The organism is Pseudoxanthomonas gei, from assembly GCF_010119615.1.
GTDB lineage: Bacteria > Pseudomonadota > Gammaproteobacteria > Xanthomonadales > Xanthomonadaceae > Pseudoxanthomonas_A > Pseudoxanthomonas_A gei.
The window spans coordinates 12,218-36,731 of the sequence record NZ_QOVG01000013.1; the positions used below are offsets into that span (position 1 = coordinate 12,218).

Annotated in this window: 31 protein-coding genes and 1 pseudogene; 14 read left to right on the forward strand and 18 right to left on the reverse strand. The window is 64.8% G+C overall.

Annotated features, from left to right (window positions below; genetic code table 11):
* Positions 1-12: 12 nt before the first annotated feature.
* Together DT603_RS15140 and DT603_RS15145 are read right to left on the reverse strand one after the other, a co-directional pair.
* Positions 13-804, reverse strand: coding sequence for a DUF3298 and DUF4163 domain-containing protein (locus DT603_RS15140; protein WP_162350861.1), 792 nt, complete (start codon positions 802-804; stop codon positions 13-15).
* 105 nt (positions 805-909) lie between these two features.
* On the reverse strand, positions 910-1,188 hold the full coding sequence (locus DT603_RS15145; protein ID WP_162350826.1) for a GNAT family N-acetyltransferase: 279 nt from the start codon (positions 1,186-1,188) through the stop codon (positions 910-912).
* A 196-nt stretch (positions 1,189-1,384) separates the two neighbouring features.
* Between DT603_RS15145 and DT603_RS15150 the strand changes: the two genes are divergently transcribed.
* Positions 1,385-1,594 (forward strand): hypothetical protein, encoded by a 210-nt coding sequence (locus DT603_RS15150; RefSeq protein WP_162350827.1) that lies wholly within the window; start codon positions 1,385-1,387, stop codon positions 1,592-1,594.
* 115 nt (positions 1,595-1,709) lie between these two features.
* Here DT603_RS15150 and DT603_RS16145 read toward each other — a convergent pair whose 3' ends face one another.
* The 4 genes and pseudogenes from DT603_RS16145 to DT603_RS15165 form a co-directional block, all read right to left on the reverse strand.
* Positions 1,710-1,934, reverse strand: a complete 225-nt coding sequence (locus tag DT603_RS16145) for a hypothetical protein (protein ID WP_246191884.1) — start codon at positions 1,932-1,934, stop codon at positions 1,710-1,712.
* A gap of 108 nt (positions 1,935-2,042) precedes the next feature.
* Positions 2,043-2,444, reverse strand: a pseudogene (locus DT603_RS16340) (histone H1-like repetitive region-containing protein); the annotation flags it as partial.
* A gap of 80 nt (positions 2,445-2,524) precedes the next feature.
* Entirely contained in the window at positions 2,525-3,142 is a 618-nt protein-coding gene (locus tag DT603_RS15160; protein WP_211368475.1) for a rhomboid family intramembrane serine protease, read from the reverse strand.
* Entirely contained in the window at positions 3,142-4,764 is a 1,623-nt protein-coding gene (locus DT603_RS15165) for a POT-type proton-dependent oligopeptide transporter (protein WP_162350829.1), read from the reverse strand. The genes DT603_RS15160 and DT603_RS15165 overlap by 1 nt, the downstream gene beginning before the upstream one ends.
* A gap of 132 nt (positions 4,765-4,896) precedes the next feature.
* Between DT603_RS15165 and DT603_RS15170 the strand changes: the two genes are divergently transcribed.
* The 5 genes from DT603_RS15170 (at position 4,897) to dbpA (ending at position 10,404) form a co-directional block, all read left to right on the forward strand.
* Positions 4,897-6,666 carry a M14 family metallopeptidase gene (locus tag DT603_RS15170; RefSeq protein WP_425500989.1) on the forward strand — a complete coding sequence of 590 codons (1,770 nt, stop codon included), beginning with the start codon at positions 4,897-4,899 and terminating at the stop codon, positions 6,664-6,666.
* A gap of 22 nt (positions 6,667-6,688) precedes the next feature.
* Entirely contained in the window at positions 6,689-7,561 is an 873-nt protein-coding gene (locus tag DT603_RS15175) for an endonuclease/exonuclease/phosphatase family protein (RefSeq protein ID WP_162350831.1), read from the forward strand.
* Between the two features lie 517 nt (positions 7,562-8,078).
* Positions 8,079-8,510, forward strand: a complete 432-nt coding sequence (locus DT603_RS15180) for a guanyl-specific ribonuclease (protein WP_162350832.1) — start codon at positions 8,079-8,081, stop codon at positions 8,508-8,510.
* A complete protein-coding gene (locus DT603_RS15185; RefSeq protein WP_162350833.1) occupies positions 8,507-8,944 on the forward strand; it encodes a barstar family protein in 438 nt (145 codons plus the stop codon). Before DT603_RS15180 ends, DT603_RS15185 begins: the two co-directional genes overlap by 4 nt.
* 59 nt (positions 8,945-9,003) lie before the next feature.
* Positions 9,004-10,404, forward strand: coding sequence for an ATP-dependent RNA helicase DbpA (dbpA, locus tag DT603_RS15190; protein WP_162350834.1), 1,401 nt, complete (start codon positions 9,004-9,006; stop codon positions 10,402-10,404).
* A 120-nt stretch (positions 10,405-10,524) separates the two neighbouring features.
* Here dbpA and DT603_RS15195 read toward each other — a convergent pair whose 3' ends face one another.
* The 3 genes from DT603_RS15195 to DT603_RS15205 all read right to left on the reverse strand — a co-directional run bounded on the left by DT603_RS15195 (position 10,525) and on the right by DT603_RS15205 (position 13,004).
* Complete coding sequence (locus tag DT603_RS15195) at positions 10,525-11,019, reverse strand: pyridoxamine 5'-phosphate oxidase family protein (protein ID WP_162350835.1); 495 nt, start codon at positions 11,017-11,019, stop codon at positions 10,525-10,527.
* A gap of 121 nt (positions 11,020-11,140) precedes the next feature.
* Positions 11,141-12,700, reverse strand: a complete 1,560-nt coding sequence (locus tag DT603_RS15200) for a protein adenylyltransferase SelO (protein ID WP_162350836.1) — start codon at positions 12,698-12,700, stop codon at positions 11,141-11,143.
* Between the two features lie 94 nt (positions 12,701-12,794).
* Positions 12,795-13,004, reverse strand: coding sequence for a cold-shock protein (locus tag DT603_RS15205; RefSeq protein WP_093279947.1), 210 nt, complete (start codon positions 13,002-13,004; stop codon positions 12,795-12,797).
* A gap of 265 nt (positions 13,005-13,269) precedes the next feature.
* Here DT603_RS15205 and DT603_RS15935 point away from each other — a divergent pair, with 265 nt between their 5' ends.
* The gene (locus DT603_RS15935) at positions 13,270-13,428 is read left to right on the forward strand and encodes a hypothetical protein (protein WP_170295416.1); all 159 of its coding nucleotides are present in this window, start codon (positions 13,270-13,272) and stop codon (positions 13,426-13,428) included.
* On the opposite strand, the gene DT603_RS15210 is transcribed toward DT603_RS15935, so the two are convergent.
* Positions 13,425-14,321 carry a pseudouridine synthase gene (locus tag DT603_RS15210; protein WP_162350837.1) on the reverse strand — a complete coding sequence of 299 codons (897 nt, stop codon included), beginning with the start codon at positions 14,319-14,321 and terminating at the stop codon, positions 13,425-13,427. The two genes, DT603_RS15935 and DT603_RS15210, sit on opposite strands and share 4 nt — an antisense overlap.
* Before the next feature lie 57 nt (positions 14,322-14,378).
* On the opposite strand from DT603_RS15210, the gene DT603_RS15215 reads away from it, so the two are divergent.
* Together DT603_RS15215 and DT603_RS15220 are read left to right on the forward strand one after the other, a co-directional pair.
* Entirely contained in the window at positions 14,379-14,933 is a 555-nt protein-coding gene (locus DT603_RS15215) for a YaeQ family protein (protein ID WP_162350838.1), read from the forward strand.
* 4 nt (positions 14,934-14,937) lie between these two features.
* Positions 14,938-16,119: a BaiN/RdsA family NAD(P)/FAD-dependent oxidoreductase gene (locus DT603_RS15220; protein WP_162350839.1), complete on the forward strand. Its 1,182-nt coding sequence runs from the start codon at positions 14,938-14,940 to the stop codon at positions 16,117-16,119.
* A gap of 139 nt (positions 16,120-16,258) precedes the next feature.
* Here DT603_RS15220 and DT603_RS15225 read toward each other — a convergent pair whose 3' ends face one another.
* From DT603_RS15225 to DT603_RS15235, 3 genes are all read right to left on the reverse strand, one after another.
* A complete protein-coding gene (locus DT603_RS15225; RefSeq protein WP_162350863.1) occupies positions 16,259-17,242 on the reverse strand; it encodes an LLM class flavin-dependent oxidoreductase in 984 nt (327 codons plus the stop codon).
* Between the two features lie 91 nt (positions 17,243-17,333).
* On the reverse strand, positions 17,334-18,005 hold the full coding sequence (locus tag DT603_RS15230) for a glutathione S-transferase (protein ID WP_162350840.1): 672 nt from the start codon (positions 18,003-18,005) through the stop codon (positions 17,334-17,336).
* A 69-nt stretch (positions 18,006-18,074) separates the two neighbouring features.
* Positions 18,075-18,812, reverse strand: coding sequence for a sulfurtransferase (locus tag DT603_RS15235; protein WP_162350841.1), 738 nt, complete (start codon positions 18,810-18,812; stop codon positions 18,075-18,077).
* 93 nt (positions 18,813-18,905) lie between these two features.
* Between DT603_RS15235 and DT603_RS15240 the strand changes: the two genes are divergently transcribed.
* The 3 genes from DT603_RS15240 to DT603_RS15250 are packed head-to-tail and all read left to right on the forward strand — an operon-like array spanning position 18,906 to position 20,270.
* Complete coding sequence (locus DT603_RS15240; protein ID WP_162350842.1) at positions 18,906-19,262, forward strand: ArsR/SmtB family transcription factor; 357 nt, start codon at positions 18,906-18,908, stop codon at positions 19,260-19,262.
* A complete protein-coding gene (locus DT603_RS15245; RefSeq protein ID WP_162350843.1) occupies positions 19,259-19,702 on the forward strand; it encodes an SRPBCC family protein in 444 nt (147 codons plus the stop codon). The genes DT603_RS15240 and DT603_RS15245 overlap by 4 nt, the downstream gene beginning before the upstream one ends.
* Positions 19,703-19,730: 28 nt before the next feature.
* Complete coding sequence (locus tag DT603_RS15250; protein WP_162350844.1) at positions 19,731-20,270, forward strand: SRPBCC family protein; 540 nt, start codon at positions 19,731-19,733, stop codon at positions 20,268-20,270.
* 34 nt (positions 20,271-20,304) lie between these two features.
* Here the strand turns inward: DT603_RS15250 and DT603_RS15255 are convergent, their stop codons facing one another.
* Positions 20,305-20,670 carry a DUF6164 family protein gene (locus DT603_RS15255; protein ID WP_162350845.1) on the reverse strand — a complete coding sequence of 122 codons (366 nt, stop codon included), beginning with the start codon at positions 20,668-20,670 and terminating at the stop codon, positions 20,305-20,307.
* 61 nt (positions 20,671-20,731) lie between these two features.
* Between DT603_RS15255 and DT603_RS15260 the strand changes: the two genes are divergently transcribed.
* Positions 20,732-21,163: an FKBP-type peptidyl-prolyl cis-trans isomerase gene (locus DT603_RS15260; protein ID WP_162350846.1), complete on the forward strand. Its 432-nt coding sequence runs from the start codon at positions 20,732-20,734 to the stop codon at positions 21,161-21,163.
* 8 nt (positions 21,164-21,171) lie between these two features.
* Entirely contained in the window at positions 21,172-22,422 is a 1,251-nt protein-coding gene (locus DT603_RS15265) for a TIGR03862 family flavoprotein (protein ID WP_162350847.1), read from the forward strand.
* A 134-nt stretch (positions 22,423-22,556) separates the two neighbouring features.
* Here DT603_RS15265 and DT603_RS15270 read toward each other — a convergent pair whose 3' ends face one another.
* From DT603_RS15270 to DT603_RS15285, 4 genes are all read right to left on the reverse strand, one after another.
* Positions 22,557-22,709 (reverse strand): hypothetical protein, encoded by a 153-nt coding sequence (locus DT603_RS15270; RefSeq protein ID WP_162350848.1) that lies wholly within the window; start codon positions 22,707-22,709, stop codon positions 22,557-22,559.
* Between the two features lie 34 nt (positions 22,710-22,743).
* A complete protein-coding gene (locus DT603_RS16155; RefSeq protein ID WP_246191886.1) occupies positions 22,744-22,935 on the reverse strand; it encodes a hypothetical protein in 192 nt (63 codons plus the stop codon).
* 36 nt (positions 22,936-22,971) lie between these two features.
* Positions 22,972-23,481, reverse strand: a complete 510-nt coding sequence (locus tag DT603_RS15280; RefSeq protein ID WP_162350849.1) for a DUF1993 domain-containing protein — start codon at positions 23,479-23,481, stop codon at positions 22,972-22,974.
* Between the two features lie 116 nt (positions 23,482-23,597).
* The gene (locus DT603_RS15285; RefSeq protein ID WP_162350850.1) at positions 23,598-24,455 is read right to left on the reverse strand and encodes a PA4780 family RIO1-like protein kinase; all 858 of its coding nucleotides are present in this window, start codon (positions 24,453-24,455) and stop codon (positions 23,598-23,600) included.
* Positions 24,456-24,514 lie beyond the last annotated feature (59 nt).

The window sequence follows — 24,514 nt, forward strand, 5'->3', positions numbered from 1 at the left end:
TCCCTCGATGGGTCAGGAAGCGGCGAACAGTCCTGCGTATTCGGGCGCGACGTGCGGCAGCAGCACCGCGGCCGGCACATCGACCGTCTGCGTGCCATCGGCGTACGGGCCGACCTGGTATGGCGGAAATACGAAGCGCAGCGCGGTGATGCGTCCCTGTGCATCTACGATGGGCTGGAATTCTCGGAAATTGTCGACGTCCGGCTCGGTGCCCTCGTCGATCATCTTGTCGGCGGTGCGCACGAACTGCTGGCGCTCGCCCGGCGGCATCTCGTCGGCGTCGGCACGGACCGAAACGCCCGTATGCAGTTGTTCGCGGATGTAGCTGCCGATTTCCACCCAGCCTTCCACCTTGGGCACCAGTGCATTGGCGGTCAGCAACCTAGACTGGGCCGGCAACCAGACGAAGCGCGCCACCAGCGGCTCGCCGTGCGCACCGCCGGTATAGCGGCTGCCGTCCGCCGCGACCGCGACGAGTTGGGGGGTCTCCACCAGCTTTTCAAAGCTCAATGACAACTCGTAGGGGGCAGTGGGCTTGTCGTTGCCGAAGCCGGCCACCGCTTGCATCAGTTCGGCGCGGGCCCCGTCCGCATAGGCGGCCACGGCTTGCGCCAGCCCGGGGTACTTGTTGATGCCGGGAGGGTAGCTGATGCCCACGATGTAGCTTTCCTGCGTCTCTATGACGTCCTTGAGCTCGGTGGCAGCGGGCGGCGCGGGCGCCGTCTCGACCTTGGCCTCCCCCTCCGCCGGTGTGACGCTCGGCGGACCATCGGCTTCGCGCTTGCAAGCGGTCAAAACCAGCATGAAGGCAAACAGCAGGGCGGGTTTCAACACGGGATGCACGGCAAGGCTCCTTCCAAGGGTAGGTACAGTCTATGCCGCGTCGCAGCACAGCAACAGTCGCGCGGCTCAGGCATCGACCAGATCGGCGTACTCGGGGTGTCGGCGAATGTATTCGGCCGAGTAGCTGCACGCGGGTACCACCCGCAGGCCAGAGGCGCGGGCATGGTCCAACGCGGCCTTGACCAGCGCACCGGCAATCCCCCTGCCCCCTATGGCACCGGGCACGGCGGTGTGGTCGATCACCAGCTTCCCGTCCTCCAGGCGGTAGACCAGTTCGGAGAGGTGGCCCTCAGTTGTAGTGGTGAAGCGGTGGGCGGCGGTGTCGTGGGTTATGGCAGCGGTCATGGCGGATCCAGGTGTTGGGTTGAAGGGATGCTTGCCGCTCAAGTCCGGAGCGGAGGCAAAACTGGACGCAGTGCGTCACTTTGGGGCGGCATTGGTATCGCAAGGCCTGCGGAACGGGGCTTTGAGGATGAACTTTCATGATTGGCACGAATACTGCTTTACCCATTCCAAGAACAAACTACCGACAGGAACGGCCATGAGCCTTGACGACGTGATCAGCAACAACACCTCCTCCAGCGATTTCACCCTGTTGGAAGGCCTGTACCAGCTGGCAGTTACCGGCCATACCAACGACTGGGAATTCGAGCGCCTCAACAACGCGGTGTACGAACGCCTGCTCTCGTCCTACGGCAATCTCGACAGGTCCCGCCTGGCCTCGGCCAACAACCAGCAGTCAGCCGACTGATTCCGCCGCTGCGCCGGCAATCGCGCAGCGGGCCATACAAGAAGACCTGAGCACAGGTCCCGACGCAGGCGTCACCGCCTGCGTCTTTTTTTGCGCCCGAAAAAGCCTTTCCCACTCAGCGGTTATCGCGCTTGCCCTGGTTGCGGCGGTCCTGGGTGCCGGCGCTTCCCTGTATGGCCTTCATCCTGCTTTCGGCCGCATGCAGTTCCACCGCGGCTTCCGCGGCCTCGGCCGACTGGAATCCGGGATCCGGCACGTGGTTCTGCTGCGCATCAAGCAATTGCCACGGCTGCATTTCGCGGTCATGCGCCTGCTTCTGCTCCAGCAGCTTTTTCGTCACTGCCAGCGCCTGGTCGGGCGTGGTCTTGCGCGGCGCCCTGGATTTCCTGGCAGCAACTGCAGTCTTGTTTGCAGGGCGAACTGACGAAGCGGGCTTGGCTGACGCCGACTTCCTTGCCGACACGGCAGGCTGCGATGCATTCGGCCTGGGGCCCGCTTTTCTGGCGATCGGTTTCGTGGCCACTGCCTTCTTCGCGACCACCTTCTTCGCGATCGCCTTCGTCGCGATCGCCTTCTTCGCGACAGGCGTCTTTGCTACTGCCTTTTTTGCGACCGGCTTCTTTGCGACTGCCTTCTTGGTCAATGCCTTTTTCGTTATGCCCTTCTTCGCTGGCGAATTCTTTGCCGCAGCTTTCGAGGGCAAAGCCCTGGTCACGCTCTTTTTTGGCTTGACCGGCTTGGCCGCGGATGCGGTCGTCGCGGTCCTGCTGGCGGCCTTGCTCGCAGCCTGTTTGCGGGCAGCTGTCTTTTTCGCGGCCGTGGATGCCTTGGCGGGTTTTCGGGTAGCCATCGCTCACGATCTCCGTTGGGTTTACACGGGCAATCGATAACACGCGAAACATTCAGATACGGTGAGTTCCCCGCGGCAATCTAGCCTCCGAAAGAAGGATTCTGCAACTCGCGGAGGAAGTGTTGCAGCACCTCCGGCCGCATGATCAGCAGGAACATCACCCCGTAGGCGGCGCCGGCCAGGTGCGCGCTGTGGTTGATGCGGTCACCGCCGCGCTTGTCCATCCAGATGCTGTAGCCGACGTAGAGAACCGCGAACACGATGGCCGGCAGTGGAATGAAGAACACAAAGATCAGCTGCCAGGGTGCGATCAGGATGAAGGCGAACAGCACCGCCGAGACTGCGCCGGAAGCACCCAGGCTCAGGTAGTTGGGGTTGTGCTGGTTCTTCAGGTAGGTGGGCAAGATGGATATGGCCAGCGCCGACAGGTAAAACATTGGATAGACCCAGACCCCTACCAGCCCCGTCATCAGCACCTCGATCTGCCGGCCGAAGAAGTACAGCGTGATCATGTTGAACAGCAGGTGCATGAAATCGGCATGGATGAAGCCGTAGGTCAGCAGGCGGTCGTACTGCTTGTGCTTGTCGATCGCCGGCGGCCACAGGATCAGCCGGTCGGCCAGTTTGCGGTTGTTGAAGGCCATCCACGACACCAGGCAGGTGATGGCGATGAGCGCATAGGTGACGGGGGTTTCCATCAGGCTGCCTCGGCTGCCGTGCGGTAGTGGTCCTGCATCGGGTAAGTTCGCGCATACAACGCGAAAACCGCGGCCGCCACGAATGCGAAGACGGCGAAGAAGAACATCAGGAAGGCGTTCTCGCTCAGCCCGGTCCCGGCGATGTGCGAGATCACCGCGTCGTTGCGTACCGCGGCATTGGTCAGCAGTACCCACAGGCTGCCGAAGGTGCTGGCCAGGTACCAGAACGCCATGATCACCCCCTTCATCGCCTGGGTGGCCTGGCTGTAGGCGAACTCGAGCGCGGTGGCCGAAACCAGCACTTCACCGAAGGTCAGCAGCGCATAGGGTGCGATCTGCCAGGCCAGGGAGACCGGGTCTCCGCCGTCGATCGACAGCTGGATCATGCCGGCCACGATCCAGGCCACCCCGGAAAACGCGATGCCCCAGCCCATGCGCTTCAGCGCCGTGGGCTCGAAACCCCAACGGCGCAGCGCCGGGTACAGCACGATGTTGTTGAAGGGAATGATGGCCATCACCAGCAGCGGGTTGAGCGCCTGCATCTGGCTGGCTTCCTTGACCAGAAAACTCGGCCACCACCACTGGTCGTGCGGCACCACCATGGTCTTGCCCTGCAGCACCCAGGTCGATGCCTTCTGGTCGAACAGCGACCAGAACGGCGTGGTCAGCGCGAACACGATGATCACCCGCAGCACCGCGCGCACGCTGTCGATGGCTGGATCCGAGTGCCGGCCGCGGGCACGCTCCAGCTGCATCGACACGCCAACGCCGCCGAAGCCAATCAGTGCGCCCAATGCCAGGCAGGCGGTGATCACGAAGCCGAAATCCTGCGGCCAGAAAGCCGGCTTGAACGCCCAGCACAGCAGCATGGCCGCGGCAACGGCCACGCCCGCCTGCAGCACCCGCAGACCCGGACGGCCCTGCCCTTCGGCTTCGGTGGTCAATGCCGTGCGCGCGACGTTGTAGAAGGAATCAGGATCCTCGCCACGCGTGGGCGCAACCCGGATGTACTGCTTGCGCCCCAGCCAGAAGATCACCGTCGCGATGAGCATCAACAGGCCCGGAATGCCGAACGCCACCGAAGGGCCGTAGCTGCGCAGGAACAATGGCATCAGCAATGAGGCGAAGAAGCTGCCGAAGTTGATGATCCAGTAGAAGAAGTCGAAGACCACCTTGGCCAGGCTCTTGTTGGACTCGTCGAACTGGTCGCCCACGAACGACACCACCAGGGGCTTGATACCGCCCGAGCCCAATGCGATCAGGAACAGGCCGGTGTAGAAGCCGTTGCGGTTGTCCTCGAACAACGCCAGGCAGGCGTGGCCGGCGCAGTAGATCAGCGAGAACCACAGCACGGTGTTGTACTTGCCGAAATAGCGGTCCGACAGCCAGCCGCCGAGCAGCGGGAAGAAGTACACGCCGATGACGAAACTGTGGAAGACGTCCTTGGCCGCGCCTTCCCGGGCCGATTCGGGCAGATAGGCCAGGATCACGCTGCTGACCATGAACTGGACCAGGATGTTGCGCATCCCGTAGAAGCTGAATCGTTCGCAGGCTTCGTTGCCGATGATGTAGGGGACCTGCTTTGGCAAACGTGCTCGGGTGGCGCCTGCGGCGTCGCTCATTGGGTGATCCTGGACCGTGATGGGGGAAGGGTAACCGATAGGCCGGGCACGAATCGACGAAGCACTGCGGGTGCGAGCCCTGGCCGTTGCGGGCATGATTGGGTTTTCCACCGGAATCCATCGCGTATGCGCCTGCCGCTCCTGCCAACCCTGCTGCTGCCCCTGATGCTTGCGGCTGGCCCGCTACCGGCCCGCGCGGACGGCTCCAGCCTGACCACTGTTGCCGAGCGCTCCGGCTTCCTCAGGACCGGTCGCTACGAAGAAGTCATCGCCCTGTGCGCAGCGTTCGCCAAGGCCTGGCCGCAATCGGTGCGCTGCATAGACTTCGGCACTTCGCCAGAAGGCCGGCCGATGAAGGCGCTGGTGGTGTCCGCCAGTGGCGCGCTGGACGCAGCGAGCGCGCGCCAACGCGGCCTGCCGGTGGTTTTGATCCAGGGCGGCATCCATGCCGGCGAGATCGATGGCAAGGACGCGGGTTTCCTTGCCCTGCGCGAACTGCTGCAGGGCAAGGCCGGCAAAGGCACGCTGGACAAGCTGGTGTGGGTGTTCGTGCCGGTGTTCAGCGTTGACGGACATGAAAGGTTCGCTGCGTGGAACCGCCCCAACCAGCGCGGCCCCGAGGAAATGGGCTTCCGTACCACCGCCCAGGGTTACAACCTCAATCGCGACTACCTGAAGGCCGACGCACCCGAGATGCAGGCGATGCTGAAACTCATCGACCAGTGGGACCCGCTGGTGGAAGTCGACCTGCACGTTACCGACGGTGCCAAGTTCGAACACGATGTCTCCATCCAGGTCGAACCGGTCCACGCGGGCGATGCCGCGCTGCGCGAGGCCGGACGTGCCTGGCGCGATGCGGTGATTGACGACCTGGCGCGCCAGGGTTCGCTGCCCCTGCCCTACTACCCGTCGTTCACCGTCGACGACGACCCGTCTTCGGGCTTCGAGGACGGCGTTCCACCGCCGCGCTTTTCGCATGGCTATTTCTGGCTGCGCAACCGCATGGGCATGCTGGTGGAAACGCATTCTTGGAAGACCTACCCGGTACGCGTGCAGGTGACGCGCAATGCGGTGGTGTCGGTCCTGCAGCAGGTCGCCCTGCATGGCCGCCAATGGCTGCAGGTGGCGCGGCAGGCCGACGCCCGGGCGCGGATGCTCGCAGGCAAGCCGGTGCCACTGGCCTATGCGGCCGGCCCGGAGTCGAGGACGGTCGATTTCCGCGGCTATGAATACACCCGCACGCTGTCGGAAGTCTCCGGCGCCCTGATGACCCGATACAACGAGGACAAGCCGCAGCTCTGGAAGATCCCGTTGCGCGACCACGTCCAGCCCAGCCTCAGCGTGGCGGCGCCCGCCGGCGGCTATCTCATCCCAGCCGCGCACGCGGGCTGGGTGTCGGAAAAGCTAAGGCTGCACGGTATCGATTTCAGGGTGCTGCCGGCGCAAACCGCGGTCGCGGTGCAGACGTTCCGCGCCACCGAAGCCACGCCTGCGGCGCAGTCCAGCGAAGGCCACCAGCGCATGACGGTCAAGGGCGAATGGAAGCCGGACACCCGGGATATCGGCGCAGGTGCCGTGTTCGTGCCGATCGCGCAACCGAAGTCACGCCTGCTGATGTCGATCCTGGAACCGCTGGCGCCGGACTCGCTGCTGGCCTGGGGTGAATTCAACAATGCCTTCGAGCGCAAGGAATACATGGAAGCCTACGTGGCCGAGGACGTGGCGCGCGAAATGTTGAAGGATCCGGCAGTGAAGGCATCCTTCGAGCAGCGCCTGAAGGCGGACGCCGCTTTCGCCAGGGATCCGGCCGCGCGCCTGGACTTCTTCTACCGGCTGCACAGCGCCTGGGACGAGCGCAACAACCTGTACCCGGTGATGCGCGTGGCCACGGTGCCGCGCTGACGACCGCCGGGAACCCGACGCAATGAAGCGGCTTGCCTGCCTTTGCCTGTTGCTCCTGCTGTCGTGCGCTTCCACCACGCAGGTACCACCGGCGCACGCGGACGGCACGCTTGCGGTCCGGATAGTCACGCTCAATCTTTACCATGACAAGGACGACTGGCCCGCACGCCGCGTGCAGATAGTCGAAACGTTGCGGCGGATGCAGCCCGACGTCATCGCGCTGCAGGAAGTTCTGCAGCACCCGGACCTGGAAAACCAGGCGCGGTGGCTGGCATCGGAGCTGGGTTACCAGTGGGAGTTCTTCAGCACCGACGCGCCCGGCAAGCCCCGGCGTTACGGCAACGCGATCCTGAGCCGCCACCGGGTCCTCATGCGCGGGCAGGAGGTGCTGCGGCCAACGGACGACAACAGGACGGTGGGCCTGGTGCGTATCGAACTGGACGGGCATCCGCTCAACGTCTATGTCACCCACCTGCACTGGACCGATGCCGGCACCGGGATTCGCGCGGCCCAGGTCGCCGACCTGGTGCGCTACATCGGCACGACGTCCGCAGGCCTCCCCAGCCTGGTCGCCGGCGATTTCAATGCCGCGGCCGATGCCCCGGAACTGGCCTTGCTGCGCCAGGACTTCGCAGACACCTACGGCAGCCTGCATCCGCAAGCGGACGCGATCGCCAGCAGCACCCTGAACCTGAAGTATTTCGCGCCGCGACGCATCGACCACGTGTTCCACCAGTGCAACGCGTTTGCGCCGGTGGCATCGGAAATCCTCTTCACCCGGCCCGATGCCGCCGGCGTCTGGGCCTCGGACCACTTCGGCCTGTATGCGCACTTGCGCCTGACCGCAGGACAGCCGCAACCGCACTGTGGCGGGCGGCAGGGGCGAGCGCGCTGAGATCCCCGCAGCGGTAGAACGGGCGCCCGGGCCGGGCCCGCGGTGACGCGGAGGCTTGACGAATCGACTGGGAGGGTTCTGGAAACGACCGGGAGGGTTCCGGAAACGACCGGGAGGGTTCCGGAATGGACTGGGAGGGTTCCGGAATCGAGTGGGAGGGTTCCGGAAACGACTGGGAGGGATAGAACAACCGAGCCGGAGGGTTCTGGAATCGGGCCGGAGGGTTTCGGAATCGACCCGGAGGGTTCCGGAATGGACCGGGAGGGATGGAGCAACCGACCCGGAGGGTTCCGGAATCGGCCGGGAGGCCTGCAACCACCGGCACGGCGGGTTCGACAGCCGATCAGGAGGAGCGCGCCGAGCGACTCGAGGGGACCTGGGTTCCGCCTGCAGGGCGCGACGGCCACTGCGCAGATACCGGGAGCCAGGAAGGTTCACGTAAGATCGTGCGCCCCACTCCCCATTCCGGATGAGCGTGGCCTTGCGCAGCACAGCGCATCACCGCGACCCAGGCACCATGCGCAAGTTCCCCGTAATCATTCTGCTGATGCTGCTGCTGGCCGGCTGGTGGTGGCTGCAGCACCCCGCGACGCCTGCCCCCTCGCAGGCCCCGGCTGCGACGTCATCGGCAGGCGTGCCTTCGGCCAGCGTGCCGCAGGCCTTGCCTCGCACCCTGCCCGGCTTCCTGCCGCGCGAAGCGCTGACCACCCTGGACCTGATTGCACGTGATGGACCCTTCCCGCATCCGCAGGACGGCGCCACCTTTGGCAACCGGGAAAAGCACCTGCCCCAGAAACCACGCGGCTATTACCGCGAATACACGGTGGAAACGCCCGGCCTGTCGCATCGCGGCGCCCGGCGCATCATCACGGGCGGCCGGCCGCCGGTGATCTATTACTACACCGATGACCACTACGATTCCTTCCGCAGCTTCACGGTGTCGCCATGACCCAGTCCGGCTTTGAACTGGGCCTGGACGATGCGGCGCGTGCCGGCGTCTTCTTCGTCAACGGCGAGGACCTGGACGTGCTCGGGGCCGCCGCGCGCGACGCCGGCCTGCTGCCCTGCCACATCGACCTGATGGGCTGCGCCAACAAGGCCACCCTGCTGCTGCGCATCGCCGTGGCCATGGATTTCCCCAATACCTCCAGCCGCAACTGGGATGCGCTTTCCGACAGCCTGCGCGACCTGGACTGGATGCCGGCCCCCGGCTACGTACTGCTGTTCGAAGGCGCGGGCGAGCTGCACCACGTCAACGAAACCGATTTCGACACGCTGGTCAGCATCCTGGATGAAGCCCAGAAGGAGTGGGCAGGCCGCCAGGTCCCGTTCTGGGCCTTCCTGGCCTTGCGCGAACGTGACTTCATCGCCTTCGAGGACTGAAAGCCGCTGTTTCGGCACTGGACGCTACGCAGGCCGGCGCGATGCTGCGATCATGGCGCATGAGCGAACACAACATAGATTTCGGCAGCCTGGATTTCGGCAGCCTGGGCTTGTCCCCGGGACTCCAACAGGGCGTGGAAGCCGCCGGCTACAAGCAGATGACCCCCATCCAGGCCGAGAGCCTGCCGGCGATACTCGCCGGCCGCGACGTGATTGCGCAGGCGCCCACCGGCAGCGGCAAGACCGCCGCCTTCGGCCTGGGCCTGCTGCACCGGCTGGACCCGGGCCTGATCCGCGCACAGGCACTGGTGCTCTGCCCCACCCGCGAACTGGCCGACCAGGTCGGCAAGCAGCTGCGCAAGCTGGCCAGCGGCATTCCCAACCTGAAAGTGCTGGTGCTGACCGGTGGCATGCCACTGGCGCCGCAGCTGGCTTCGCTGACCCATGATCCGCATGTGGTGGTCGGCACGCCCGGACGCATCCAGGAACTGATGCGCAAGAAGGTCCTGCATCTTGCCGGCATCCGCACCCTGGTGCTGGACGAAGCCGATCGCATGCTCGACATGGGTTTCGAGGAGGCCATCCGCGAAATCATCGGCAAGACCCCGAAAGAGCGGCAGACCCTGCTTTTCTCGGCCACCTTCCCCGACCCGATCCGCGACATCGGCCGCAACACCATGCGCGAGCCGCTGGAGGTCACCGCCGCCGGCGTAGCCGAGCAACCGGTGGTGGAACAGACCTTCTACGAAGTGGAGCTGGCGCAGAAGCAGACCCTGCTGGCCGCGCTGCTGTTCGAGCAGCGGCCCGAGTCCAGCGTGGTGTTCTGCAACACGCGACGCGATGTCGATGAGGTGGCCGGTTCGCTGCAGCACTTCGGCTTCACCGCCCTGGCCCTGCATGGCGACATGGAACAACGCGACCGCGACGAGGTGCTGGTGCGCTTCGCCAACCGCAGCTGCAACGTGCTGGTGGCCAGCGACGTGGCCGCGCGCGGCCTGGACATCGATGAACTGGCCACGGTGGTCAACTACGAACTGCCGACCGACCCGGACGTTTACGTGCACCGCATCGGCCGCACGGGCCGCGCCGGCAACGCCGGCCAGGTGCTGAGCCTGGTCACGCCGCGTGAAATCTCGCGCGCGCATGTGCTCGAGGAACGTCAGGGCGCGCCGCTGCGCTGGAAGAAGCTCACCGGCAACACCCCGACCACGCGCGGCGCGTTGCCCGCAGCCATGGCCACCTTGCGCATCGACGCCGGCCGCACCGACAAGCTGCGCCCCGGCGACATCCTGGGTGCACTGACCGGTGACGCAGGCCTGGCTGCGGGTGCCATTGGCAAGATCGATATCTTTGCCACGCGTTCTTATGTGGCGGTCGCACGGGCCCAGGCCAACCATGCCCTTTCCCGCCTCAATGCCGGCAAGATCAAGGGCAAGAAATTCCGGGTCCGCACTATCTGAGGATCAACAGCGTCGGGCAACCCCTGGACAGTTGCATTGTGAAGCTGGGCGGGAGCCGGTAGTCGGGAATCAAGGGCTGCCCTCCCGTCTTCCATGTCTCCCGTCTACCGACCCCGATCCTCAACGGATCTGCAGGGTCTCGTTGTCGGACATGGCGCCCAGATCGTCGCTTACCGCCGCCACCAGCAGATAAAGCGCCTTGCCGATGACCGTACCCGGACCATCCCAGTATTCGGCGCTCTCCGCACGCACGCGGATCAGGCGCAGGTTCGGGTCATCCTTGCCTTCGGGAAAAAAGATCTTCATGGGCGGCGACCAGAGCGCTTCGATCTTCGCCCGGTCGGCCACGATCGACGCCTTGCCGGACACGGATACGTAGGTGTTCTTGCCCGCCGATGCGTAGGACACGTTGACCTGCGGATTGGCACGGATTTCAGCCACCTTCTCGCTGTCGGCTGCAGTAGCAAACCACAGGTCACCGTCGAACTCGACCTGTTGCGTCCCCAGTGGCCTGCTGACCAGCCTGCCATCGGCCTGGGTGGTAGTGAGCATGGCGATCTCGACGTCCTTGATGAGGCTGGCGAGATGCTGGATGTTGGCGGCGCGGTCGGTCATTTGATTCTCCTGATCATCAGCAGTGATCTAAGCGCTTTTGCGGGCAATGACCCGTGAAGGGACCCGCAGCAGGTCTGCACGCCGATTGAACAATGCCCTCGCCGAGCCTGCAAAGCACGCGTCACGAGCTGCAGGAGAGCATCGAGCAGCCGGCACGATCCCGTGCCCACTCCGGGCGCCGCGCCGCATAAGCCTCACGGCCCGGTTGTTCTTCGTACGGCCGGCGCATGACCTCGAGCAGCTCCGCGATCCCGGAGGCATCGCCCTGCTCCGCCCGATCGATGGCCTGCTGGGCCAGGTAATTGCGCAGGACGAAGCGCGGGTTGGCGGCATTCATCCTTTTCACTCGCGCGACGCTGTCGAGCGGATCGGATTGCAGGCGCTGCCGGTATCGCTGCAGCCAGGCCGACAACAGGGGAGCTACTGCCACACGCTTGGTTTCATCGTAGAAGGCATCGGCGAATGGCTGCGGGGAAGGTTCGTCCCCGTCGATTCGCGCCAGCGCACGAAAGAAGATCGTCATGTCCATTTCCCCTGCCTGCAACAGCGATTGCAGGTCTTCCATCAGGGCGATGTCCTGGTCCAGGCACTCAGCGAACCCCAGCTTGCGCGCGATGTTGTCCTGCTCGGCACCGGCATAGGCCTCCCGGTAGCGCTGCAGTCCCTCCTGCAGCGGCTGCGGGTTGCCGAACAGCGGGGAAAGCGCGCCTGCGAGGCGGTTGAGGTTCCAATAGGCGATCTTCGGCTGCCAGCCGAAGCGGTAGCGCCGCCCCTGCATATCCGTGGTGTTGGGGGTCCAGTCGGGATCGTAGTCGTCGATCCAGCCGTAAGGCCCGTAGTCGATGGTCAGCCCGAGTATCGACATGTTGTCGGTATTCATCACACCGTGCACGAAACCCACCCGCATCCAATGCGCGACCATCACCGCAGTGCGTTCGCAGACCTGTGCAAACCACTGGGCGTAACGCGCCTCCCCATCGCCGCCGATCTCCGGGAAGTCGCGATCGATGGTGAAGTCCGCCAGTTGCCTGAGCAGCGCCAATTCACCGCGTGAGGCAGGCAGCTCGAAATTGCCGAAGCGCAGGAAGGACGGGGCCACCCGGCAGACAATGGCGCCGGCTTCGGCCTGGGGGTGACCGTCATAGAACATGTCACGGACCACGCGATCACCGGTACCGACCAGGCTCAGCGCGCGCGTCGTCGGCACTCCCAGATGATGCATGGCCTCGCTGCACAGGAATTCGCGGATGGAAGAGCGCAGCACCGCGCGGCCGTCGGCTGTGCGCGAGTAAGGGGTCGGACCGGCGCCTTTGAGCTGAAGCTCCCAGCGCTGCCCTGCCCGGTTGATCAACTCACCCAGGGAAATGGCCCGCCCATCGCCCAGCTGGCGGGCCCAGTGGCCAAACTGGTGGCCGCCATAGTTGGCCGCGCAGGGCTGCATACCCGGCAATAACGCGTTGCCGGCGAACACTTGCGCAAATTCGGGCGAAGCCAGGTCCGATGCGTCCAGATCCAGCAGGCCGGCCGTTTCACGGGACCATGCCAACAGGCTTGGAGCGGAAACGGGGGTCGGGCGGACCAGGGAATACGCAGCAGCGCGGACTTCGCGCACGCCCGGGCCGATCACTGGGTCGCCAGGCATTTCCGCGATGAAGCGGTTATCGAACTTCAGGGATTTCATGGGCACAGGCTACGCGCCCGCGGCACGGATGGATGCCGCACAAACAAAAACGCCGGGGCAAGCCCCGGCGTTTCGGACAACGAGTCAGTCGCTATTACAGCGGCTGGACTTCATCAGCCTGCATACCCTTCTGGCCCTGCACGGCGACAAAGCTGACGCTCTGGCCTTCCTGCAGCGACTTGAAGCCGGAACCCTGGATCGCGCGGAAATGCACGAAAAGGTCCGGGCCGCTCTGCGGGGTGATGAAGCCAAAACCCTTGGCATCGTTGAACCACTTGACGGTACCGGTTTGACGGTCAGACATCTTTGAAACTCCTGAAACGGATGAAAAAAATCACGGCCGGGGACCCCGGGCCGAGACTGAGTTGCAGGTGTTAAGCAAAGCGGAAAGATGTAGCTGATCGTTTTGGATCGCTGCATCAGGCCACGATTTACGGTGACCCAAGCAAACACAGTGCCTGCACGTTACACGCCTTTTCACCGAAAAGCCAACCCCCCTCACAGAACGCCTCTCATCCGGTTAACCGCCCGTTTGCCCTAAACTGGGGTCCCTCCCCGGAAAGAAGCCCATGGCCAAGCCCAATTATTCCTTTGAAAAGAAGCAGCGCGAGCTCGCCAAGAAGAAGAAGCAGGACGAGAAACTGGCCAAGAAGCAGTCCACCCGTGAGCCAGGACAGGACGAAAACGCCCCACCGGCAGCGCCAGACACCAGCGGTGGCGGTCGCTAAGACCCCTCCTGCAGGTCCCAGGAGCTTTCGAACCTCCGCCGGACCCCGCTGATAGGGTCCACGAACGCCAGCCCCCGCGCCAGCAGCTGCAACGGGCGCGAATAGTCGTCCGCCACCTGTCCGGCCAGCCCGGGATAGTAGGCATCGTTGCGGATAGGCGCCCCGAGGGCGGCCATGTGCACCCGCAACTGGTGCTTGCGGCCGCTGACCGGGGACAGGCCGTACCGCCACCAGTGGCCCTGCTGCTGCAGTACCTCGATCCGGGTCCAGGCATTGGCCGGACCTGGCTCCTCGCGCATGCGGAAGAAGGGCTCGCCCTTCACGATCCGCGAAGCCCGCTGCAAGGGGAAGTCGAGCTCCGGCAAGGCGGCGGCCACTGCCTCGTAGCGTTTGTCGATGCGGCGCTCGCGGAACAGGGCCTGGTAGGCATCGCGGCTGGCGGGCTCGGCCGAAAACAGCACCAGGCCGGCCGTGCCCCGGTCCAGGCGATGCAGGGGCACCAGGTCCGGATTGCCCAGCCGCTTCACCAGCCGGGTCAGCAAGGTCTCGCGCACGTAAATCCCGGTCGGCGCCACCGGCAGGAAGTGGGGCTTGTCGGCGACCACCAGATGTTCATCCACCGACAGGATCGTTTCCTCGAAAGGAATCACGGGTTCCTCCGCTACTTCACGGAAATAATGCACCGTCATGCCCGTGCGGTATGGCGTGTCGGCCGCCAATGGGCGCCATTGCGCATCCTGGATACGCCCGCGCCTGAATCGATCCAGCCACTGCGTGCGCTCGATCCTGGGAAACCTCGCGCACAACCCGTCCAGCAACGTCGCCCAGTCGCCCTGGGGCAACTGCAGCGTGCTGGCGACGGGGCGATCTGTACTGGCGCTTGGCTCTGACACGGCCGGCCTCCATGGGACAAGGACGTATCATGGCCGACCTTTTCCCCAGGCACCTCGATGGCGCTCAAATCCACGGTCGTGAAGGCCGAACTGCAGATCAGCGACATGGATCGGCATTACTACGCGACCCACAACCTGACCTTGGCCCAGCATCCTTCTGAAACCGACGCGCGGCTGATGGTGCGGGTGCTGGCGTTCGCCATGTTCGCTGACGAGCGCCTGGAATTCGGCCGGGGCCTCAGCCAGGACGACGAACCAGACCTGTGGCGCAAGGAAATGACCGGCGAGATCGTGCAGTGGATCGACCTGGGACAGCCTGACGAGGCACGCATCCGCAAGGCCTGCGGCCGTTCGCGCCAGGTCGTGCTGTTCACCTATGGTGGGCGCAGCTCGGATATCTGGTGGGACAAGAACGCGAACTCGCTCCAGCGCAGCAAGAACCTGACGGTGATCGATATTCCCGTCGAAACCGTGGAACAACTTGTATCGCTGACGGTGCGCGGCATGCGCCTGAACGTGATGATCCAGGACGGCGAGCTGCAGGTGCTGGGCGGCGAAGTGACCATCGAGGTCAGGCCGGTCGTCCGCCAGGCGGCCAGCGCGGGCCAGTAGTCGCATGAGCCACAGCCACGACGTGCTGGTCATCGGCGGCGGCGCGGCCGGCTTGATGTGTGCGCTGACCGCGGGCCGGCGCGGCTTGCGGGTGCTGGTGGTGGAACACGCCAACCGCGTGGGCAAGAAGATCCTGATGTCCGGCGGCGGGCGCTGCAACTTCACCAATACCGGCACCACGCCTGCGAACTACCTGTCCGCCAATCCGCATTTCTGCAAATCGGCGCTGGCGCGTTACACGCCCGCCGACTTCATCGAAATGGTCGAACGCCACGGCATCGCCTTCCATGAGAAGGAACTGGGCCAGCTGTTCTGCGATGAGTCATCCAAGCAGATCGTGAAAATGCTGCTCGACGAATGCGAGGCAGCCGGGGTGCATATCGAAACCAGCTGCAGCGTGGAAAGCGTGCAGCACGGCGATGGCGTCTACCGCCTGCGCACCACACGCGGCGCATTGTCAGCGCCGGCACTGGTGGTGGCCTGTGGTGGCCTGTCCATCCCCAGCATGGGCGCGACCGGATTCGGCTATGAACTGGCGCGCCAGTTCGGTCACACCGTATTGCCGACGCGCGCAGGACTGGTGCCGCTGACCCTGACCGGCAAGCACCAGGAAAACCTGCACGACCTCAGCGGCGTGGCCTTGCCTGTCGACGCCAGTTGCAATGGAAAGAGCTTCCGCAACTTCATGCTGATCACCCATCGCGGCGTCAGCGGGCCGTCGATCCTGCAGGTCTCGTCCTACTGGCAACCAGGCGATGACCTGCGCCTGGACCTGTTGCCGGATGCCGATGCCTTCGACCTGCTGCGCGCGCAACAGGCCGCCCGGCCGGCCGCAGAACTGAAAACAGTGCTGTCAGACCTGCTGCCACGACGGTTCGCGCAGCGATTGTGCGAACTGTGGCTGCCGAACCGGCCCATGAAACAGTTCAACGACCCGCAGCTGCGCGCCATCGCCGCGCAGCTGCAATCCTGGCCTCTGGTCGCCAGCGGCACCGAGGGTTACCGCACCGCCGAAGTCACGCTGGGCGGGGTGGACACCGACGAACTGTCTTCCAGCACGATGCAGTCGAAGAAGCACGCCGGGCTCTATTTCATAGGCGAGGTGGTCGACGTCACCGGCTGGCTGGGCGGCTACAACTTCCAGTGGGCGTGGGCGTCGGGGCATGCCGCGGGCAATGCGGTCTGAAGGCAAAGTTAACCCACCCGGCCCTTGCAGGAGCGACGCAAGTCGCGAAGCTCGCGCTGTCTGATTGCCGAGATTTTGCCGGGCCATGATTCCGGAGCTTCGCGACTTGCGTCGCTCCTACACCGCTAGGCCTACACCGCTAGGCTTGCATCGCCTGGGCGGCGATTTCGAAGGAACGCAGGCGCGCGGCCTGGTCGAAGACATTGGCCACCAGCAGCAGCTCGTCGGGGCGATGGCGGTCAACGAATTTCGCTATGCCCCGCTTCACCGTGTCCGCATCACCGACCACGCTGCAGGCCAGCGCATTCTCCACGCCCAGTTTTTCATGCGGCTGCCAGTAGGCCTCGATGTCGTCGATGGGCGCGGGAATCAGCCCGGGCTTGCCGCGCCGCAGGTTGACGAAACTCTGCTGCGCGGTGGTGAACAGCCGCCTGGCTTCGGCATCGGTCCCGGCGGCGACGACATTCAGCGCCAGCATCGCGTGGGGCTGCGCAAGATGCCGAGACGGGCGGAAATCGCGGTGGTACACCGCCAGCGCCTGGTCCATTGCATCGGGCGCGAAGTGCGAAGCGAAGGCAAAGGGGAGACCGAGCGCTGCCGCCAGCTGCGCACTGAACAGGCTGGAGCCCAGCAACCACACCGGCACGTCCAGGCCCGCACCGGGCACGGCCCGCACCAGCTGGCCTGGTTGTGCGGCATCGAAATAGCCCAGCAGTTCCTGCACATCAAGCGGAAACTGCTCGGCACTGTCGAAGTACCGGCGCAAGGCCTTGGCCGTGGGCTGGTCGGTGCCGGGCGCGCGTCCCAGCCCCAGGTCGATGCGGCCGGGATACAGCGAAGCCAGGGTGCCGAACTGCTCGGCCACCTGCAGCGGCGCATGGTTGGGCAACATCACTCCGCCTGCCCCGACACGAATGGTCTTGGTGCCGCCGGCGACATAGCCGATCAGTACGGCGGTGGCCGCGCTGGCGATGCCGGGCATGTTGTGGTGTTCGGCCAGCCAGTAGCGCTGGTAGCCCCAGCCTTCCGCATGCCGGGCAAGCTCGAGCGTATTGCGGAATGCCTGCGCGGCGTCACTGCCCTCGCAGACGGGGGCCAGATCGAGTATCGAATAGGGAATCATGGGCGCTGCCGTTGAAGTCATGGCTTTCGACATGGGGGCGGCGCCCGGCATTGCCAAACCGGACAGCCGGGATGCTGCATCCCGTGACCGGTCAGCTCAACAGATCGAACGGGCCGCCCTGCTCCAGCGCTTTCTGGTAGGCCGGTCGCTCATGGATACGTTGCAGAAAGCCTCGCAGGTTGGGCTTGTCGTCCAGTCCATGGCGTGCGCCTGCGGCTTCCACAGGAAAACTCATCTGGATATCGGCCGCGCTGAACTCACCGCCTGCAAACCAGCGTGACTTGCCCAGTTCGCTTTCCATGTACTCCAAGTGCAACTTCACCTGCGGCCCTACGAAGGTCTTCATCACCTTGTCGGCAATCCCGCGCGCCACCGGCTTTACCAGGAACGGCATCGGTGCCTTCTTCAGGCGCGAAAACACCAGGCTCATCAACAGCGGCGGCATCGCCGAACCTTCCGCGTAATGCATCCAATAGCGGTAACGCAGGCTTTCAGGCGTTCCTGGCGACGGAGCGAAGTCATGCGCGGTGTCGTAGCGTTCCACCAGGTATTCGAGGATGGCCCCCGACTCGGCCAAGGTGTTCTGGTCATCGACCAGCACCGGCGATTTGCCCAGCGGATGAACCCTGCGCAGTTCGGCCGGCGCCAGCATGGTCTGCGCATCGCGCTGGTAGCGCACGACGTTGTAGTCCAGGCCCAGTTCCTCCAGCAACCAGAGCACGCGCTGAGAACGGGAGTTGTTGAGATGGTGGACGGTGAGCATGCATGACCTCGCGCGAACGGTCCGCTGATGCCGACCTGTGTGCCCGGGATCATAGCCCGCAGTGAAACCTCAGGCCGCATCCACCAGCGGCTTGAGCTGCGCGTCCAGCGCCACCCTCTCATCGAAGACGAAGCAATGGCCGTCATAGCCCTGCCCGCCCACGTGCTCGAAGTAGCCCAGGATGCCGCCTTCCAGCTGCAGCACGTTGTCCATGCCTGCCTCCTGCATCCACAGCGCGGCTTTTTCGCAACGTATGCCCCCGGTGCAGAAGCTGACCACGGTGGTATCGGCGAGCTGGTCGCGCTGGGCCTCGACGGCGGCGGGCAGATCGGTGAAGCGGTCGATCGGCAGGGTCATCGCACCGGCGAAGGTGCCGTACTCGACTTCCTGGCGATTGCGCGTGTCCAGCAGCAGCACCCTTCGCCCGTCATCGTCATGGCCCTGCTGCAACCACTGCGCCAGGGTCGCCGGTGCCACGGAGGGCGCACGCCCGCTCAAAGGCGAAGCGTCATCGCGGCGAAAGCTGATGATTTCCGGCTTGATCTTCACTTTCAGGCGCGCGAATGGCTGCACGGCGCTCTGGCTGTACTTGACGCGAATGTCAGTGAACCTGGGATCGCAGCGCAGCTGCGAGAAGAAGTTATGCACGGCGTCATTCCCGCCCGCCAGGAACAGGTTGATGCCCTCCGGCGCCACCAGGGCAGTACCCCGCAATCCGGCTGCCTCGGCCCAGCCACGCAATTGCGTCGCCAATGCAGCGGGGTCGGAGACCGGAACGAAATGATAGGCAGCGGTATTGAGGATCATCCCGCCATTGTAAAACCCAGCCGCTCCCCCCCCCCGATAAATAATTCAACCAAAGGGTTGACAGTTGCCGTGGGTCGGGAGATATTCAACCGCATGGTTGAATATGACTCTACCGCGCTGGATTCCGTATTCCAGGCCCTGTCCGATGGCACCCGGCGCCGCATGCTGCGCAGCCTGAGCAGTGGCCCGCACAGCGTCGGGGAACTGGCCGCCCCTTTCCGGATTTCGCTGGCTGCCGCTTCCAAGCACATCAAGGTGCTGGAACGCGCCGGCCTGGTGGAGCGTCGAATCCAGGGACGCACCCACCTGTGCCAGCTTCGCGCCGAGGCCATGGCCGAGGCCGGACAATGGCTCGGGTATTACCAGCAGTTCTGGGCCCAGCGCCTTGACGCGCTTCAGGCCGCACTGGAAGCCGACCCCATCGAACCGGAACACGGCAGGACATCATGAACAACGAAAACAATTTCCAGGTCACCGCCACGCGTTTCCTCAACGCCACGCCGGAGCGCGTGTTCGATGCCTGGCTGGTGCCACGCACGTTGGGCATGTGGATGTTCGGCCCGCGGGTGCGGGAGGAGAACGTGGTGCGGCTGGATGTCGACCCGCGCGTGGGTGGGCAGTTCTCGCTGAAGGTGGAACGCAACGGCCAGCTGGTCGACCACGTCGGGGAATACCTGGAGATGGAGCGACCACATCGCCTCGCTTTCACCTGGGCGGTCAAGGGCGATTCGGACGACGCCCCCAGCCGCGTGCAGATCGACATTGCCGCGTCCGGCGGCGGCTGCGTGCTGACCCTGGTGCATGTGATGGACGTGAAGTGGGCCGACTACGCCGAACGCACCGAGGCCGGCTGGAACACCATGCTGGAATCACTTGCCACGCTTTTCTGAAACCCCTGCAAGATGCCGGAGCAGCGCCATGAATGACTCCTACGCCAGGGTGATCGCACCCGCCACCGTTCAAATCGAACGCACCCTGCCCGGCCCGATCGAACGGGTGTGGGCCTATCTCACCGAACCGGAAAAGCGCAGCCAATGGTTCGCCGGCGGCGATATGGAGCTGCGCTCCGGTGGGAGGGTCGCGCTGCGATTCAACAATTCAGCGCTGACCGGCCACGATGGCACGCCGCCCGTGAAATACGCCGCGCATGCAGGCCCGACCACCTTGAATGGCACCCTCACCGCTTGCGAGCCACAGCACCTGCTCGCCTACACCTTCGGCGAAGGCGACGACGCCTCGCATGTGCGTTTCGAACTCAGCGAAGCGGGGGACGAGGTGATCCTGCGGGTCGTGCACAGCCGCCTGCGCAATCGCGACGAGATGCTCAGCGTGGCCGGCGGCTGGCATACCCACGTCGACATCCTGGCCGACCGGCTCGAGGGACGCACCCCGGCCGGCTTCTGGCCGACGCATACAAGGCTGGAAGCGGAATACGACCAGCGACTGCCGCACTGGTAACCCGCATGGCGGTGAACCAGGAAGGCTGATTGCCTCAGCGCAGGAAAAGGTACGGCAGGGCCAGGGTCAGGGCCACGATGGCGACGATGGCGGCCAGCACGCCGATCACATAGAGCGGGCGCTGCCTGAGCAACTTGCCGAAGCTGTCCTGCTCGCCGCGCTCGCGCGCGGCGGCCTGTTCCGCCAGCACACGTTGCCGGCGCGCGGCCTGGTAGTCGGCCATCAGTGCCTTGGCGCGGACGATGTCCGCGTCTTCGCGCATCCAGATGCCGCCGTGGGAAATGCCCCAGGGGCTGGGCTGGGTCTCGTAGAAATCCATCCCGCTATCGGTGAGCCAGGCGCGCACCTCGTCGGCTTCATCTTCGGGTACGTTGCGCAGGTTGAGCAGGAGTTTGGCCATGCGGGATGATACCGCGCAGCCTCATGCGCTACCCTGCGCGGCCCCGGGACGAGGAATCCACATGCGTTTCACGCTTCTGCTTTTGTTGATGCTTGGCCTCTGCGCCTGCAGTTCACCCGGCCCGTTTCCCGGCGGCAGTGTCGCCGAGTTGCAACGCATCGACGAGAAGACCGGCACCGGAGCGACCGCCACGGCCGGATCCGATGTCACCGTGCACTACACAGGCTGGCTCTACGACGAAAATGCCTCCAATCATCGCGGCCCGGAATTCGACAGTTCGGTCAAGCGCGGCGAGCCTTTCACCTACCTGCTCGGGGCTGGCCAGGTGATCCGCGGCTGGGACGAGGGCGTGGCAGGAATGAAGGTGGGAGGCAAGCGCGTGCTGCTCATTCCTTCGGACCTGGGCTACGGCATCAATGGTGCGGGCGGCGCGATACCGCCCAATGCCTCGCTGGTGTTCGAGGTCGAGCTGCTCGGCGTCAAGCCGCACTGACCCGCCCCATGACCCCGATTTCCGCAGGCGCAAGCAGGCTGGCCGTTATAGGCGGCGGTCCAGCGGGCCTGATGGCCGCCGAGGTGGCGCGTGCGGCGGGCATCGAGGTGGACGTATACGAAGCCAAGGGATCGGTCGGCCGCAAGTTCCTGATCGCCGGCAAGGGTGGGCTCAACCTCACCCATTCCGACAACCGCCTGGCTTTCATGCAACGTTTCCGCGAACGCGCCGGTGCAGTGGATCACTGGCTGAGGGACTTCGATGCAGAGGCATTGCGCGAATGGGCGCGCGGCCTTGGCGTGGAGACCTTCGTCGGCAGTTCCGGCCGGGTGTTTCCCAACGACCTCAAGGCGGCGCCGCTGCTGCGCGGCTGGGTTCGCCGCCTGCGCGAAAGCGGTGTGCAATTCCACGTCCATCACCGCTGGCTGGGCTGGAACGGCAATGCGCTGCGATTCGCCACGCCGCAGGGTGACATCGAGGTCGGAGCCGCAGCGACGGTGCTCGCGTTGGGCGGCGGCAGCTGGCCGCAACTGGGCTCCGATGGTGCCTGGCAACCCTGGCTTCTGCACAAGGGCGTCGACGTGGCCCCGCTGAAACCTGCGAACTGCGGCTTTGATATCGATTGGAGCGAACACCTGAAGACCCGCCATGCGGGCGCCCCGCTCAAACCGGTGGTCGCCCATTGGCAGGACTCGCAAGGACGCACGCAGCAGTTGCAGGGTGAATGCGTGGTCAGTGCACACGGCATCGAGGGCAGCCTCATCTATGCCTTGTCCGCCGACCTGCGCGACCAAATAGAACGCGACGGCCACGCCGCTGTGCAACTGGACCTGGCGCCAGGCCGCAGCCTGCAGCGATTGCAGCAGGATCTCGGCAAACCCCGCGGACATCGCAGTATCAGCGACCATCTGCGACGACAGGCAGGCATCACCGGCGCCAAGGCCGCCCTGGTCTACGAAGTACTGGAAAAGCCGCAAATGGAGGACGCGGACACCCTGGCACGCACCATCCACCGCCTGCCGCTGCGCCTGCTCCGGCCGCGGCCATTGCCGGAAACCATCAGCAGTGCCGGCGGCGTGCGCCTGGAGGCGATGGACAAATCGTTGATGTTGTCGGCGATTCCCGGCGTGTTCTGCGCGGGCGAGATGCTGGACTGGGAGGCACCTACCGGCGGCTACCTGCTGACCGCCTGCTTCGCCAGCGGCCACCGCGCCGGCAAGGGCGCGGTGGCCTGGTTGCATGCGAATGCGATGGCCTGATCTGGTCGTCCGCCATGGCCCGGCAGGAACTGGTTCCTGCCTGCGACCATCGCGGACGTGGCATCAGGATAGCGATGCTTCCATTGAAATATGGTTAGCTTTTCGCTTCAGCCAGATGACACGTGGTGATGTGTTCAGAACGGAACCGGCAATCCCAGCATGGGCGCCAGCAGCCAGTACGCGATGCCGATAACCACGGCCCAAAGGAACAGCTTGAGCGCGAACCCGGCGACCTTGATCGCCAGATAAACGCCCACTAACAAGAGCACTACTGCGACCCAGCTCATGCGCACTGCCTGTGATTGCGGCCCGCGTGCATCATCAGGATTTGGCCGCGCCGCGCTTGCGGGCCAGCGAAGCCACGTACATGTTGTCGACTAGGTTCGGGTAGGCGCGACCTGCGGCTTCCGCGCGCGCCCTGGCCTGCTCGATCTGTTCCGGGGTCAGCTTGACGTGCCCGCCCGGGCCTGCGGGATTCTTGCGATCCCACGGTTTTGCGCTACGACTGGTCATTTCTCTGATACTCCACTGTGCATCGATACGATTGGTTCAGTACGCGCCCATGTAGTCGCGCTTGCCCACTTCCACGCCATTGTGACGCAGCAGGTCGTAGGCGGTGGTGACGTGGAAGAAGAACTGCGGCAGGCCGTAATGCAGCAGGTAGGCCTGGCCGCCCATGCGCCTTTCCTTGGGCGTACCGGGACGCAGCACGATTTCGCGTGATCCGGCGCCTTCGAAGCCTGCAGCGTCCAGGCCGCCGATGAATTCCAGCGTGCTGGCGATCAGGCCACGCAACTCGGCGAAGCTGGCCTGCTCGCCATCGAACACGGGCAATTCCACTCCCGCCAGCCGGCCCGACACGCCACGCGCGAAATCGCAGGCAATCTGTACCTGTTTGCTCAGCGGAAACATGTCCGGGAACAGCCGTGCCTGCAGCAAGGCATCGGGCTGGATCTTGCGCTCGCCCGCGTGTGCCTCGGCCTTGGCCAGTAGCTGGTCCAGGCTGCCCAGCAATTGCTGGAATACGGGAACGGAAGCGGCGTGCATGGGAATGGTCATCTTTGATCCTGGGGTGAGAGTGTGTTTCAGGGCATCGCAGGAGCGGCTCAAGTCGCTATGAAGCTCCATCAGGAAGCTCCAGCACCAATGCTTGGCTCCGGCGCGAATAAGGCGGGTCAATCCTGCTCGGCGGCGGCCTGGCGACCCTGTTCGCGGATCAGCGCCTCTTCGCGCGCGTCGTTGATCGCTTCGCGCACGCCATCCAGGTCGACGCTGCGCTCGTCGTGCACGAACTTGCCGGTCAGTGGGGTGTCGGACAGCAGATCGCCGGTTTCGAACAGCGCCCACATTTCCTCGCCGTACCAGCTGTCCAGCAACTCCGGGGCAAAAGCGCCCAGGGTGGCGGTGAGGTTGTTGACGTCGCGCAGCAGCATGGCGCGCGCGGCGTTGTTGCCGCCAGCGCTGACCACCTGCGGGAAATCGATCACCACCGGGCCTTCGGCGCCTACCAGCACGTTGTAGGCCGAGAGGTCGCCGTGGATCAGGCCGACGCACAGCATCAGCTGCACCTGCTTGACCAGGAAGGCGTGGTAATCGCGGGCCAGTCCGGCATCGAGCTGCAGCTCGCCCAGGCGGGGCGCGGAGAAGCCCTCGGCATCGGTGACCAGCTCCATCACCAGCACGCCATGGAAATAGCCATAGGGTTGCGGGACCCGCACGCCGGCATCGGCCAGCTGGTACAGGGCATCCACCTCGGTGTTCTTCCAGGCCGTTTCCTGCTGCTTGCGACCGTATTTGCTGGCCTTGCCAATGGCCCGGGCTTCGCGGCTGCCGCGCACCTTGCGACCTTCCTGGTACTGCACACGCTGCTTGAAGCTGCGCTGGGCCATGTCCTTGTACACCTTGGCGCAGCGCACGTCGTCGCCGGAGCGCACCACATACACGGCCGCCTCCTTGCCACTCTTGAGCGGGCGCATCACTTCGTCGATCACGCCGTCATCTATCAGCGCTTGCAGGCCTTGCGGGGTCTTCATCCAGTGGGGGGTGTGGCCAGGGAGGCCCATTGTGCCTGCATGGCAGCCGGAACCGGTGG